This is a genomic window from Paenibacillus sp. sptzw28 (assembly GCF_019550795.1).
In the GTDB taxonomy this organism is placed as follows: domain Bacteria; phylum Bacillota; class Bacilli; order Paenibacillales; family Paenibacillaceae; genus Paenibacillus_Z.
This window is the reverse complement of record NZ_CP080545.1, coordinates 2484336-2498513: the sequence shown is the minus strand read 5'-3', so window position 1 is coordinate 2498513 and position 14178 is coordinate 2484336. Positions and strand designations below refer to the sequence as shown.

Annotated in this window: 16 protein-coding genes; 3 read left to right on the top strand and 13 right to left on the bottom strand. The window is 50.5% G+C overall.

The genetic code is table 11. From position 1 onward, the window contains the following. Positions 1-27: 27 nt before the first annotated feature. The 9 genes from pheA to rplU form a co-directional block, all read right to left on the bottom strand. Positions 28-897: a prephenate dehydratase gene (gene pheA / locus KZ483_RS11035; RefSeq protein ID WP_220352694.1), complete on the bottom strand. Its 870-nt coding sequence runs from the start codon at positions 895-897 to the stop codon at positions 28-30. After that, a complete protein-coding gene (gene thrB, locus KZ483_RS11030) occupies positions 894-1874 on the bottom strand; it encodes a homoserine kinase (protein WP_220352693.1) in 981 nt (326 codons plus the stop codon). Before thrB ends, pheA begins: the two co-directional genes overlap by 4 nt. Positions 1875-2004: 130 nt before the next feature. After that, complete coding sequence (locus KZ483_RS11025) at positions 2005-3291, bottom strand: homoserine dehydrogenase (RefSeq protein WP_220352692.1); 1287 nt, start codon at positions 3289-3291, stop codon at positions 2005-2007. Positions 3292-3313: 22 nt separating this feature from the next. After that, complete coding sequence (locus KZ483_RS11020; protein WP_220352691.1) at positions 3314-3751, bottom strand: ACT domain-containing protein; 438 nt, start codon at positions 3749-3751, stop codon at positions 3314-3316. A 206-nt stretch (positions 3752-3957) separates the two neighbouring features. Next, entirely contained in the window at positions 3958-5280 is a 1323-nt protein-coding gene (gene obgE / locus KZ483_RS11015) for a GTPase ObgE (protein ID WP_220352690.1), read from the bottom strand. A gap of 15 nt (positions 5281-5295) precedes the next feature. After that, entirely contained in the window at positions 5296-6033 is a 738-nt protein-coding gene (locus tag KZ483_RS11010; protein ID WP_220352689.1) for a Spo0B domain-containing protein, read from the bottom strand. 141 nt (positions 6034-6174) lie between these two features. Further along, the gene (gene rpmA, locus KZ483_RS11005; protein ID WP_220352688.1) at positions 6175-6486 is read right to left on the bottom strand and encodes a 50S ribosomal protein L27; all 312 of its coding nucleotides are present in this window, start codon (positions 6484-6486) and stop codon (positions 6175-6177) included. Between the two features lie 14 nt (positions 6487-6500). Further along, positions 6501-6842, bottom strand: a complete 342-nt coding sequence (locus tag KZ483_RS11000; protein WP_220352687.1) for a ribosomal-processing cysteine protease Prp — start codon at positions 6840-6842, stop codon at positions 6501-6503. A gap of 11 nt (positions 6843-6853) precedes the next feature. Next, positions 6854-7165: a 50S ribosomal protein L21 gene (rplU, locus tag KZ483_RS10995; protein WP_220352686.1), complete on the bottom strand. Its 312-nt coding sequence runs from the start codon at positions 7163-7165 to the stop codon at positions 6854-6856. Positions 7166-7458: 293 nt separating this feature from the next. Between rplU and KZ483_RS10990 the strand changes: the two genes are divergently transcribed. The 3 genes from KZ483_RS10990 to KZ483_RS10980 are packed head-to-tail and all read left to right on the top strand — an operon-like array spanning position 7459 to position 9677. Next, positions 7459-7608 (top strand): hypothetical protein, encoded by a 150-nt coding sequence (locus KZ483_RS10990; protein ID WP_220352685.1) that lies wholly within the window; start codon positions 7459-7461, stop codon positions 7606-7608. Between the two features lie 36 nt (positions 7609-7644). Continuing rightward, on the top strand, positions 7645-9015 hold the full coding sequence (locus KZ483_RS10985; protein WP_220352684.1) for an arsenic transporter: 1371 nt from the start codon (positions 7645-7647) through the stop codon (positions 9013-9015). Between the two features lie 20 nt (positions 9016-9035). Continuing rightward, positions 9036-9677, top strand: a complete 642-nt coding sequence (locus KZ483_RS10980) for a DUF2642 domain-containing protein (protein ID WP_220352683.1) — start codon at positions 9036-9038, stop codon at positions 9675-9677. 31 nt (positions 9678-9708) lie between these two features. Here KZ483_RS10980 and KZ483_RS10975 read toward each other — a convergent pair whose 3' ends face one another. The 4 genes from KZ483_RS10975 to KZ483_RS10960 all read right to left on the bottom strand — a co-directional run bounded on the left by KZ483_RS10975 (position 9709) and on the right by KZ483_RS10960 (position 14171). Further along, positions 9709-10953, bottom strand: coding sequence for an Rne/Rng family ribonuclease (locus KZ483_RS10975; protein ID WP_220352682.1), 1245 nt, complete (start codon positions 10951-10953; stop codon positions 9709-9711). A gap of 42 nt (positions 10954-10995) precedes the next feature. Continuing rightward, on the bottom strand, positions 10996-11880 hold the full coding sequence (locus KZ483_RS10970; RefSeq protein ID WP_220352681.1) for a site-2 protease family protein: 885 nt from the start codon (positions 11878-11880) through the stop codon (positions 10996-10998). Further along, a complete protein-coding gene (locus tag KZ483_RS10965) occupies positions 11873-12835 on the bottom strand; it encodes a M23 family metallopeptidase (protein ID WP_220352680.1) in 963 nt (320 codons plus the stop codon). The genes KZ483_RS10970 and KZ483_RS10965 overlap by 8 nt, the downstream gene beginning before the upstream one ends. A 187-nt stretch (positions 12836-13022) precedes the next feature. After that, complete coding sequence (locus KZ483_RS10960; protein ID WP_220352679.1) at positions 13023-14171, bottom strand: FtsW/RodA/SpoVE family cell cycle protein; 1149 nt, start codon at positions 14169-14171, stop codon at positions 13023-13025. Between the last annotated feature and the right edge of the window lie 7 nt (positions 14172-14178).

Sequence of the window (14178 nt, the reverse complement as noted above, 5' to 3'; positions counted from 1 at the left end):
TGTGGAACACCTCCGGAAAATGTTTGCTTATGCTTCGTTGTAAGTAAAGCTGGGATAGCTCCCCAGTATTCGAGCCTGACAACCGATTGCCTCGATTTCGGCGATGGCCGAAGGCAGCAGTACAGAGTCAAGCGACATTTCAACGTCGATAAGAAAATAGTAATTGCCGAGCTTCTTCTTTGTCGGACGTGACTCGATTCGAGAAAGGTTGATTCTCCGCCAGGCGAAGGCCGACAGCACTTGATGCAGCGCCCCCGGATAGTCTTCCGGCAGCGTAATCAGAAGACTTGTTTTATGGACCCCCGACTCTCTGCTGCCAAACGGCTTCGCCCCGACAAGCAGAAATCTGGTGAAATTGTTGTCATGGTCCGTTACGCCCCGCTCCAGCACATCAAGTCCGTTATTAACCGCTGCCGTCGTTTGTCCGATCGCGACCCACCCGCTGTGCGGGTTATTCCGTACAATGCGCACCGCTTCTGATGTGCTGCCGACATGCTCCAGCTCGGCATGCGGTATATGCTTGCGCAAGTATTGGAGGCACTGCGCCATAGCAACGGGATGGCTGAGCACTTTTACGATTCTGCTGTAATCGAGCTTGCCGTCTTCACCGGACAATTCACGAAGGGGACCGATCAGATTTTGAATCGATGGATATATCCATTCCGCCTGAATCGGCAGATCCACCTCATCGATCAGCCAGTCGGTATGCAGGTTGACGGAGCCGTCAATCGTATTTTCAATCGGAATGATGCTGTAATCGGTTCGGCCATCGGCTGTGGAAAGAAAGACATCCGCAATGATTCGGTGATATTTGTAGTCGACCTCAACACCGGAAAATAAGTATCTCGCCGCTTCGTCCGATGTCGAACCTTGCGGCAAACACGCTACGCTTATCATGCCCTGACTTCTCCTTTAATCCGCTTCAGTAACGAGGAGCCTGAATCTTCGAGGCGCAGCAGCGTCAGCTCCGGGCCGTTGCTGCAGGGCTTCAGCCACATCGTCATCGCTTCTATGCCTTCATTATGGAGTGTATCGATCAAGAACCGCTCGAGCTCCTCCTTGCGCGGGCTGTTTCGTTCGACAAGCGCAAGCAGCGTAGGGCCGGCGCCGCTCAAAGCGGCTCCAAGCGCCCCGTGTTCTGTCGCTTGTTCAAGTATTTCGCTCATCCCGGGGATTAGCGCCGCCCGGTAAGGCTGATGCAGCCGGTCGCGCATCGCATGCTTGATGAGATCAAGCCGTCCGCTTGCCAGCGCGGCTACGAGCAGCGAGCTGCTGCCGACGTTAAACACGGCGTCCGCCAGCGCGATTTGCGAAGGCAAAGCGTGGCGCGCTTTTTCCGTCGCTAACTGAAACGCGGGAATCGCTACCAGAACCTCGAGTTCCGAATGCGGCTCGAGCCGCACCTTCTCGGCACGACTGCCATCCCATGCGGACACGACAATGCCGCCGAACAATGAGGCGCCGACGTTGTCGGGATGCCCTTCAAGCTCTGTTGCCATTTGAAACAGCCTGTCATCATCAAGGGGGCTGCCGATCAGAGCGTTAGCCGCGACAAGCGCCCCAACGATAGCGGAAGCGCTGCTTCCGAGCCCGCGAGTAAGCGGAATGTCGCTGTACATGGCAATATGCAGCTCAGGAACCGATATACCCGCTTTCTCGAACACCATCTGAGCTACTTTATAAATAAGATTGGACTTGTCCCGCGCGATACCGTCCAATCCGTCTCCGTATAGGTCGATTATCGTGCGGCCGTCTTTGGATGCGGACATTTCGATCCAAGCATAGAGTGATAACGCCATTCCCAGCGTATCGAAGCCAGGGCCAAGATTGGCGGTACTGGCCGGAACTTTTACGATCACCCGGCGGTCAGTCATAACGGATCACCTTCCGGCCTGGAGAACCGCCTGCTTTCGTAATGAAATTTAAAAACAAGTGTCTGAAGCAAACCGAGGTATCTCATAATGACCTGAAAGGACTCCTTCATATAAAAAAATGATGTTCTGCTTAACCTTCTACGCGGTAAACGCTCTTGACTATTTTCACGACATCCATCGCCTCAAATCGCTGCAGCACCTTTTGGACCGCCGCCTTGTTTGCATCATGCGTAATGATGATGATCTCCGCTTCCGGGTTGCTTGCATTCGGCTGCTGAAGCACCGACTCGAGGCTGACCTCGAATTCGGCGAATGCCTGTGTAATGCGGGCCAGAACACCTGCCCGGTCATCCACATGCAGCAGCATAAAATATTTCGAAGCGATCTGCTCGTCGGTTTTGAGCTTCTTCTCTTTGTATGAGAGCAGCGCCTGTTTGCCGTTAACGCCAAGCTTCAGGTTCTTCACGACAGCGACAAGGTCCGCCACAATGGATGTGGCCGTCGGAAGCTCCCCGGCTCCTGCGCCGTAAAACATCGTCTCGCCTACTGCTTCGCCATATACGTATACCGCATTATAAATACCATTAACGGATGCGATCGGGTGTGTCTGCTTCACCATTGTCGGCTGTACGCTTACACTGATGTAGTCGTCCTGACGCTCTGCGATTCCGAGAAGCTTAACCTCATAACCCAGCCGCTTTGCATAAAGTATGTCCTCACGGCTTACCGACGAAATCCCCTTCACAGTGACATCCTCGAGCGCAATATTCGCGCGGAAGCCGAGCGTCGCAAGAATCGTCATTTTGCGCGCAGCGTCGAGTCCTTCGACATCGGAGGTTGGGTCGGCTTCGGCGTAGCCGAGCTGCTGTGCTTCTTTGAGCACATCGGCGTATTCTGCACCTTCCTGGCTCATTTTCGTCAAAATATAATTCGTCGTACCGTTAACGATACCCATAATTTTCGTAATGCGGTCTGATGAAAAGCCTTCGATCAGCGTTCGGATAATCGGAATGCCGCCCGCAACACTTGCTTCGTAGAGGACGTCGCAGTGCTGCTCCTGCGCTTTTGCCAATATTTCCGGACCATGCAGAGCCATCAGATCTTTATTCGCGGTCACCACATGCTTCCCACGGGCAAGAGCCTCTAATATATAGCCTTTCGTCAGCTCGATACCACCCATTACTTCAACGATGACATCTATATCCGGGTTATGAATGATATCCCACGGGTCTTCAGTCAGCTTATCTTGATCGATGTTGACCGAGCGGATTTTACTTTTGTTTTGAACGAGTATCTTCTCAATAACGATCGGCGAGCCGACCTGACTTTTCAAATCTTCCTGATGGCCTTCAACGATCCGGACGACTCCCGTTCCAACTGTTCCGAGGCCCAGCAGCCCAACTTTTACCGGTTTCATAGTTTCTCCTCCGTCATCTGTTCTATCCTTGTCCGATAACCGACGCCTTGTGCACGCCGTCTTGCCTGCGAATTGCCTCGATAAGCTCCGATAACTCTCCGCCCATCAGCGACGTATCGACGGAAATGACGACATTCGCCATTCCCTGCAGCGGTATGGTTTGATGAATCGTGAGCACGTTTCCTTCATAACCGGCGACAAGCCCGAGAACCTTGGACAGCACGCCGGAACGGTGCACCAAATCCATGGATATCGTGACAATCCTCTCTCGCTCGAGCTGATTCAGCAAATGAACTCCGTCTTTATACTTGTAGAAGGCACTCCGGCTTAAGCCTACCCTCTCCGCCGCTTCATGAACGGTAGCGGCTTCGCCGCGCTGAAGCATTTCTTTCACCTGGATCGTCTTGACGATCCCTTCCGGTAAAATATCCTCGCGGACGACAAAGTATCGTTCCATCACCGGTCGTCCTCCTATAAAAGACATTTGTTCGTGTATAGTGGACATTATAGCGGATATTACGTGCGGCGGCAATAGGCAAAGCAGATGAACACAATATTTCCATTATAACCGATTTTAACGGTCCGTGGGAAAAGCAAAAAAGATGAGCCGGCTTTGAGCCGTCCCATCCTTCCGACTGACCATATGATTGGCCGCAGAGCTGCGGTTTATTGATAAAAATAGTCGCTGCCTTCGAAAAACTCGAAGGAAAAATCGCCGATTCTGACCGTATCCCCGTCCTTCGCGCCGATTTTGCGAAGCTCCGCATCCACGCCCATCTTACGCAGCGTACGGGCAAACCTCATCACCGCATCATGAGTGTTCAGATTAACGCGCTTCATAAATTTCTCGATCGACGCGCTTTCGACGACGAAGCCTTCATTCTCTTTGCGAACGGTGAACGATTGGTCTTCCTGCTTGTCCAGCGTATATACTTTACGCTCCGCGACATCTTTAACCTCTTCAATGAGCGGCATCTCAGGGACGGTCTCAAGCAGGTCTGCGGCCTTGTAAAGCAGCTCTTGAACGCCCTGTTTCGTAAGCGAGGACATCGGAATTATCTCATGCTTCTTACCGCCCTCGGACGCCTCCAGTTGTTCGCGGAACAGCTCCAGCTGCTCATCCGTGCCCGGCATGTCCATTTTGTTGGCAGCAATAATTTGCGGCCGCTCCGCAAGCAGCGGGTTGTACAGCTTAAGCTCTTCGTTGATTTTTACCCAATCCTCGAACGGGTCCCGCCCTTCCGAGCCGGCCATGTCCACTACGTGCACAATTACGCGAGTACGCTCGACATGCCTCAGGAAGTCGTGTCCCAGACCGACGCCTTCATGCGCGCCCTCAATCAATCCGGGCAGATCCGCCATAACAAAGCTGCGGCCATCCCCGACTTCAACTACCCCGAGATTAGGCGATAGAGTCGTGAAATGGTAAGCGCCGATCTTTGGTCTTGCGCCGGATACAACCGACAGCAGCGTTGACTTGCCTACGCTCGGAAATCCGACGAGCCCTACATCCGCCATCACCTTCAGCTCAAGAACAATCCATCGTTCTTCGCCCTCTTCGCCGTTCTCCGCGAAATCCGGCGCCGGATTGCTTACCGTTGCGAACCGGCAGTTACCCCTGCCGCCACGACCTCCACGGGCAACAATAACCTGCTGCCCGTGCTGCGTCATATCGGCGATAACCTCCTGGGTATCATCGTCAATAATGACGGTGCCGGGCGGAATACGAACGACCATATTATCCGCGTTGGCCCCGTGCATCGTCTTCACCTTGCCGCGTTCGCCTCGTTCCCCTTTAAAATGCTTCTGGTAACGAAAATCCATAAGCGTACGCAGCCCTTCATCCACGCGAAAAATAACATCCGCGCCTTTACCTCCGTCTCCTCCGGCCGGGCCGCCCTCCGGGACGTATTTCTCACGCCGGTAGGATACGATACCGTTACCGCCGTCTCCACCTTTTACAAATATCTTTGCTTTATCGACAAACATTCCCTAGCCTCCGTTTTAGTTCCAAAACTCTACCTGAAGCGCCATATTGTCCGGCTGCAAACCGGAGCCGGACAGCTTCAGCGGCGATCCCTTTAACGCTCGCTTGCATTTCTGTTTCCACTCATTCATATCTTTCAGCCCGCCGTCGTAATGAAACGAAACGGTCATGGTCTTCTCGTCATACGATAAATCAAGCAGCAGCTTGGCTGCTTCGCCCGTACCCTGCTTGACTGCGAAGCGATAGGCGTTAATGATCTCCACAACCGTTTCCGCGGCACGCTCCCCATTAATAGGCAGTTCCGCAATATTCAGGTCACCGTCAATCTCAATATCGAGCTCTACCGAGTGCGTAAGCGTACGGAACGATTGTAAGAACGTTACAAGAGACGGAATCCCGAGCTTCGCAATTTTGCTCTCGGTCATCATCCGCTCCCTTATCTGTTCCACGTACTGCACCGTCTTATCCGCCTTCTGCATTCTGATATATCCGTACAGCACCTGGAGGTCGTTCATCCAGTCATGACGATGATGATTTAACGTTTGAACCGACACAGTTTGTAATGCATGGATGGTACGAGCCATGCGCACCGCCTGTTCTTTCCTTTCACACCATACCCAAAGCGCAGCCGCAGCAATGATCCATACCGTAAATACCGCAAAGAACCAAAACTCGGAACGCCAGATGAAAGCCGCTGCCGCAGGAAGCAGTACGGAAACGGCACCATATTGCTTTGTTGTTCTAAAGCGATTCATGAACCGATCCTACTTTCCTGTTCTTTCATTGCCTTAATCAGTATAGCATGAGAAGCAGGCAATATCACAAGCCTCGGAAACGCTTTTTTTCAAAAAAAAAGGAAGCCCCGGCCTGCATGCAGACCGGGGCGAACTTTGTTATTACATTTCGACTGCCGCAGCAACGGGAGCCGCTTCGACCGGATAGACGCTCACTTTCTTGCGCTCGCGTCCATAACGCTCGAACTTAACCACGCCTTCGACTTTTGCGAAAAGTGTATCGTCTTTACCGATCCCGACGTTATTGCCTGGGTGGATTTTCGTTCCGCGTTGACGGAAGAGAATGCTGCCTGCCGTTACCAATTGGCCGTCAGCGCGTTTTGCGCCGAGACGTTTGGATTGGCTGTCCCGTCCGTTCTTTGTGGAACCGACACCTTTCTTCGAAGCGAAAAGCTGAAGATTCAGTTTCAACATGGTAATTCCCTCCTTTATGACCGAAATTGTTGACGAATTTGAACGTAGTTGCCGTAGGAGGCTGCGATTGCGTTCAGCATCACAATCATCGATTCCAGAAGCAGCTGGACCCGTTCGTTCGCCGAAGGGTCCGAATGCTCCGGAATTTCCGAGTGGAGCCAGCCGTTGTTCATGGAAGCCGGAAGCTCGATGCCTGCCAGCTCCTCAATAGCGTTGACGGTGCCGACGGAAACCGCCGATACCCCGGCGCAAACAATGTCTTTGCCCGGTTTCGCGTACTTGGCGTGTCCCTCAATCGCAAACGATACGATCCGCCGATCAGAGGCGGATTGCCGCACAATGGTGATCGTGATCATCGATTGTCCTCTTAAGCTTGGATTTTGCCAATCGTAACTTTCGTGTACGGCTGACGATGACCTTGCTTACGGCGGTAGTTTTTCTTCGCCTTGTATTTGTAAACGATAATTTTTTGACCTTTGCCGTGTTTTTCGACTGTAGCCGTTACTGTTGCGCCGGCAACAACCGGAGTACCCGTAACGAAACCGTCGCCATTGGAAACAGCCAATACGCGGTCGAACGTTACGTTCTCACCGTCTCCAGCGTCCAATTTCTCGATGTAAAGAACATCGCCCTCTTGAACTTTGTACTGTTTGCCGCCCGTTTCAATAATTGCGAACATGTAGTGCACCTCCTTATTCTCGAAGACTCGCCTGATTCAGGTGCCGGACTTAAGATCTTGCGCCGTACTTGTTAACCTGTTCTGTGCGGTATATGCATGCGCGGGAAAAGCCCGCTTTTACAGGCACCATAATATATTAACACGAGTGATATCTAAATAGCAATACTCGATTATTGTTCTCAATCGCCCTCCATGTCTATCGCCGTGTCAATATCTATCATTCAACAATATGCTATGAATATCCATCAGAGACATCTGGTAGTTTTATATATTTGCCGGGAGGTGATTACCCAATGGTTGTGTTGTTTATTATCGCTGTCGCCGGGGCAGTTCTGTACTATTTGCTTCGACCGCCGGTTCCCGAAGTTTCCTGGACCCGAGAGCATGATCAAAAGCAGCTTGTACAGAAGGAACTGCCAACATACTCGCATATTCAATTGTAAATATCACCAAGCTCAGCCCGGGAGTGATTATTATTCATGTATGGGTCTGCCGCAATAACCATAACGATTTTCTCATTTATAATGACCGTTGTCCTCATCTTATGGAGGCCAAGGGAACTAAATGAGGCAATACCTTCCACCATCGGCGCAGTACTTGTTTTGTTAAGCGGAACTGTTTCTTTATCTGATTTTGGAGAGATCAGCTCTAAAGTGAGCGGTGCCGCCATTACGATTATGGCAACAATCGTCATGGCAGTTGTTTTGGAAAGCTTCGGTTTCTTTAATTGGGCTGCACAAGGTCTGGCTGCCAGAGCAAAGGGATCGGGTATACGATTGTTTTGGTATGTTAACCTGATTTGTTTTCTGATGACCCTGTTTTTCAATAACGACGGCAGCATTCTCATCACAACGCCGATATTGCTCATCCTATTGAACAATCTGGGACTTAAAAATCATCAAAAAATACCTTATTTACTTTCCGGAGCGCTTGTTGCAACGGCGTCCAGTGCCCCGATCGGGGTAAGTAACATCGTAAATTTAATAGCTCTTAAAATCGTTCATATGAGCTTGTACATGCATACGATCATGATGTTCGTTCCTGCCACCCTTGGTCTGTTATTTCTGGTGTTGCTCCTTTTTTTATGCAGCTATCGGGTGATCCCAAAGAAGATCCCGACCTTAAGCGGTAACCACTGGATCATCGGCCCCGGCGCGCTGCATCATCCGTTAAAGGAGCGGCCAATTTCTCGGCTCGGTAACTTGAACCCAGAGCAGTTAACGAGGTTCATGCAAAAAATATTGCTGTTTGTGTTTTGCGTTCGCATCAGTTTGTTTGTCGCCTCGTATTTTGCCTTATCGATTGAACTTGTTTCCGTCATTGGCTCATCTCTGCTGCTTGGATGGAGATGGTATTACTTAAAAATGACACCTGTAGATATGTTAAAGAAGACGCCATGGCATATTCTTGTATTCGCATTTGGCATGTACGTTATTATTTACGGTCTGCATAATATCGGTCTTACTCAGCTGCTGGTTTCCTACTTCAATCCCATTGTCAGCGGGAGTCTGCTGAATGCAAGTTTGATAATGGGAGCCATCCAAAGCATCATGTCCACGTTGTTTAATAACCATCCTGCCTTAATGATCGGTACACTTACCTTAACGGAAATGAACCTTGATCCGCTGTCTCTGAAAATCGCTTATTTAGCCAACGTTATCGGAAGTGATATCGGCTCGCTGCTGCTGCCCATCGGCACATTGGCATCCTTAATCTGGATGCACATTTTAAGAAAAAACAAAGTAAAGATTCATTGGAAAGATTACACCAAGGTTACGATAATTGTAATTCCACCAACCGTGTTATTTACCCTTATCGTTTTATACTACTGGGTAAGCTGGATCTATTGATGCCGGAAGGAGAGAACATAATGAAATTAATCAAACCTTATTTCGGTAATTTCGTAGAAATAGAAGTCATTTCCGATAAAAAAATATCCGGTTTGCTAATCGATAGCGGACCGGATTATATAGTTATGAATAAAGAAAATAAATATTACTATTTGCCAGTAAATCATGTTGTGTTAATTGAATCTACTCGGGAACCGCAATATTCCGTATCCGTGTCACCTGACTGGAAGGCCGACGGGAAACCTTTCAAAACCTTGCTGCAGCTTGCGAAAAACGGCTTAATCGAGCTGTATGTTACCGGTCATCTGCCGTTATACGGACAAATTGTAGACGTTATGGACGATTACATCGTTTTTAACGCTGTGCGGCACGGCATCTCGTATATTCCCATTTTCCATATCAAATGGGTTTCTCCTGCTTTCGACAGTGGGTTTATGCCGGACAAAAAACCTGCTCCGGAAGCTTCCGCTCCGTTTAAAGCAACTTGGCGGGAACAACTCGAAACTTGCTTGGGCCACATTGTCGTCATCGATTTGGGACTCCGCCAGAATCAATCCGGCTGCCTTAAAACGATAGAGAACAATATGGTAGAAATTGTTACACCGGATAACATATCCAGGTGCTGGAATATCACACACATCAAATCCATTCATTTCCCATGACTGCCAGCGACGATGATTTAGCACTATCAACCTAGACTTTACCCCTGCCTTTGCACACACTGCACGTTTGAAGCAATTGATGCATGGCATGCTCGCGTACTTTCTTGCGTGTCAGTTCAAGCAATCCAAGCCTTGTCCAGCCAACAACCTGGCACTTGGTCCGATCCCGCCGCACCAGCGTTTCCAGGCGATGCATAATTTGTTCGCGGTGTTCTTCCTGTTCCATGTCGATAAAGTCAACGATAATAATGCCGCCGACATCCCGAAGTCGAAGCAGCCTTGCAATTTGATCCGCCGCTTCCATATTCGTCCGGAATACCGTATCCTCCAAATCGCTGGTACCGACAAATTTACCGGTATTAACGTCTATAACCGTCAGCGCCTCCGTCTGATCCCACACCAAATCGCCGCCGCAGTCCAGAAGGATTCGCCGCTCAAACGCTTGCTTCAACTGATCGCTGACACGATAACGGCTTAACAGTTTGCCTGAATCGGAAGCCGGATCCGCATAAAGCCGCAGACGAGAGAGGAATGTCGGCGCCATTTGCTTCATTAAAGCTTCCGTCTCCTCATAGCTCTCAGGGTGATCAATCCATACCTCGTCCATCTCGGAGGAAAGCAGATCCCTTACGAGCCGCCGGACCAAGCCAGCCTCCCGGTGAAGCAGTGCGGGCGCAGGCTCATGCTTCGCACGATCATTTATACCCTGCCACAGCTCGCGGAGAAAGCAGACATCGGACTGCAGGGCGTCGAAACTCTCGCCCTCAGCCGCTGTGCGCATAATGACACCCTCACCTGGATCGCGGATCGATTCGCCGATCGAACGAAGCTTGGAGCGTTCATGCTCGCTTGTCACTTTCTTCGAGACGCCGACATAATCCGCGACCGGCATATAGACCAGAAAGCGGCCTGGCAGCGAGACGTGAGTCGTCACACGGGCGCCTTTGCTTCCGAACGGTTCTTTCATCACTTGAACAACAACTTCTTGTCCTGCTTTGAGAAGCTGCGCGATCGCCGGTTTCTCCTTCGGCTGCCGCTCCAAATGCGGATGCAGAACGTCATCTATATAAAGAAAAGCGTTCTTGGCAAGTCCGATATCGACGAATGCGGCCTGCATCCCGGGAAGCACATTCACGACACGGCCTTTATAGATACTTCCGACAAGCTGTCCCGCGCCTTCTTCGGATTTCTCCATAAAAAATTCGACTAGACGGCCATCTTCGAGGATCGCCGTTTGCAGCATATTCCCTTGTCCTTGCACAAGCATTTGCTTCATCTTTACCGACCACCTGCCCAGTAGGTCATTCTGGGTCTTATTTTACATGAAAAGCTCCAATACTGCACGGTCTGGCTTCCCATCAGCCAAAAACCCGTTGACCAGCCGCTGCTCGGGAAGTACGGCCATTATCCGTCCTCCCTCTTCCATAACGACGATTAAATGATAGCTGTCCCTTTTGAATAGGCGCAGCGCGGCAGACACGGTGTGGCGTTTGGAAACAACGATGGGCAGAGCCCATGCGCCTTGGGTCACCGCACGAGATGAGGCTGTGCCGCGATTCGTCAGAAAGCGTAAAAACAAGAAGGGTATATGCCGGTGCGCCGTCCAATTGGTGAGCAATAAAAAAAAACCAACCGCGAGCAGATTGGCCTGAATCCCGCCGCTCCCCGCGTGAAATGCCGGAACCGCCGCATATCCGATCATTGAGGCGCTTAATGCCAGACTTATTCTTGTACCCCAGATGAGCGTTTGGTGAAACGTCAATATCCGGCTTAAAGCGGCCTGCATCAGCTTCCCTCCGTCAAGCGGCAATATCGGGAGCAGATTGAACAGACCAATCATCAGATTGGCGCGCCACACATAATCCGACCAATCGCCGTTCCACCACCCCAACTGCCCGAGTGACCAAGCGAGCGCCCCCATCCAAACATTTTGCAGCGGACCTGCAATGGCGACAATGGCTTCCTCCTTCGCCGGAAGACTTCCCGCCTGCTCGACCTCAGCCACTCCTCCGAAAGGCAGCAGTTTCACCTCGCGCACTGTCCAACCGTAGCCTGAAGCAACGACAACATGCCCGAGCTCATGCACCAATACGATCGCAAATAGAGTGAGCAGTTCCGTGAAATAGCCTGTTGCGACTGAAGCGAGCATCACCAGCACAAACAACGGATGAACCGACCACGTAATGCCGCCAAGCTTAATCAAACGGAATAACGTCGGCGGGATCGACGTACCGGCCTTTCTCCTTCACCGCAAAAAATAACAAGCTTTGTTCGCCTTCTTTGGCCGTTTGCAGCTTGCCAAGCAATTGTCCGGCTTCAACCCAGTCGTTCGCGGAGACCTGAGCTTCTCCAAGATTACCGTACACTGTAACCCTTTCGTTGGCATGCTGTACGACGACAGTTTTCCCTGTGTTCTTATCGTCCGTCACAAGCTGAACGCGGCCCGTCTCCGCCGCAAGCACCGACTCTCCGGATTCTCCGGCTATTTCAACCCCGCTTAAGGTTTCGGCAAATGACCGTACGACCGACCCTTTATCGATCGGCGACATAACAGGCAGATCCACGCTCCCTCCGGCCAGCTTAGCCTGCTCGTCATCGCCGCCGCCAAACAAAGGAATGAACGAAGGCGCCCCGGCGAACATCCGATTATACCACGACGCTGCCCGGTCAAAATCCATTTTTTCAGTCAGCGCGGCTGTTACAATCTGCTGGCCTTTTTTCGCTATAGGCGTATTGACCTTAAACATGGCGAATATAATCGCAAACAGCGCGGCAGCTATCGCGGTTTGTATAAACAGCCCTCGGACGATATAGCTCGTATTGCGTCCCCCGCTGCCATCCTGTCCGCGCTGTGGGTTCATTTTCTTGCTGTTTAAATTATTAGCGATCCGCCATCCGGAATTATCCCACGGATTGGTCTGGGATTTCCACAAACGCTCGGGATCCCTTTCGAGGGGGCTTGCAGCAAAATCCGTGTCAGCTCTGTAAGCCTCTCCGCCGGCAGGAACGGACGAAGGCGCGTGCAGCGAAGGCGGTGGTTGCAGATGATTAACACTATGGCCTTTCCGTGGTACAGGCATGATCGTTGCTTGATTTTGTTCCATGATCCGGCGAATCCGTTCTTGACGGCGTTGTCGGTTACCGCTCTTCGTATCCATGGCATACCCTCCATTCATACAGCTTGTTCGCTCTATGTATATGTGGGAGAGGGCTTGTTTATGTTGTAAACCGGGTATGGCTTATGATCGTATGGCTCAACTTCAATGTAAGCTATAGTGAAATACTTGATTTCTTAGATCACACTTAAAAAACCGCTTCAGCGGATGATGCGCTGAAGCGGCAATCTCAATTATCCAGTTCATATTTTTCCTGATGCGCCTTGACGCTGAATACGAGACCGATACATAGCATGTTCAGAAGCAGCGAAGTACCCCCGTAACTGACGAACGGGAGCGTAATGCCGGTAATCGGCATGAGTCCGATCATCATCCCGATATTCTGAAACACCTGAAACACGTACATGGTTACGATTCCGATTATAATAAACGAGCCGCGCGTGTCATAGCATTGGAATGCGATGATAATCATCCTGTAGACAAGCAGGAAATACAGCATCAGGACTACGGCGGCGCCTTGAAACCCGAACTCTTCCCCGATGACCACAAAGATGGAATCCGAATATGGATAAGGAATAAATCTGCGGTTTTTGGAATCGCCCTTCATATAGCCATCGCCCGTCAGACCGCCGGAGCCGATCGCAATTTTCGCTTTCTCCGCTTGGTACACTTCTTTCTCTGATGCGTTCTTGGGATCGATAAACCCGTTGATTCTTTCGAACCAATGCGTTTTATTATGATCATGCAGATAAGTGTAGATCTGTTTGTTATAGGTGTTGAAGAGGAAAACGAACAACACAAGTCCCGCAATGATAATCGCCAGTCCAATGAGAACATGCGTGTATTTAACGTTCCCGATCCAGAGCATGCCAAGTACAATAACCAAATAAATAATGGCATTGCCAAGGTCCGGCTGAATCATCACCAGCATGAAAGGCACGAATGAAAATACCGCAATAACAAGCAAATCCTTGCGAATAAGCAGCGGATCCCCTTGGCGTCTGCCCATTAGAAAAGCAATCGTGATAATCAGGATGATCTTCACCATCTCGGCGGGCTGGAACTGCAGTCCTCCCGGAAGCACGAACCAGCTCTTGGCGCCGTTAATTTCGGGTGCCGTAAGATAGACCACAACCAGCAGCACTATGCCTATGCCATATAAATAGATCCAACCTTTAAGCAAGATTCTATAATCAATCATTGTGGCTACCATTGCTACTATGAAGCCGATTATATAGAAAATGACGGTCTTCACATCGTAATTGGCATACTCACTATTGCCGCTCGTTGCGCTGTGCACAAGCAGAGTGCTTATAACCATAAAAACGACCAGAATGAGCAGCATGCCCAAGTCCATTTTTTTCAGTTTACCTACCACGATGAAA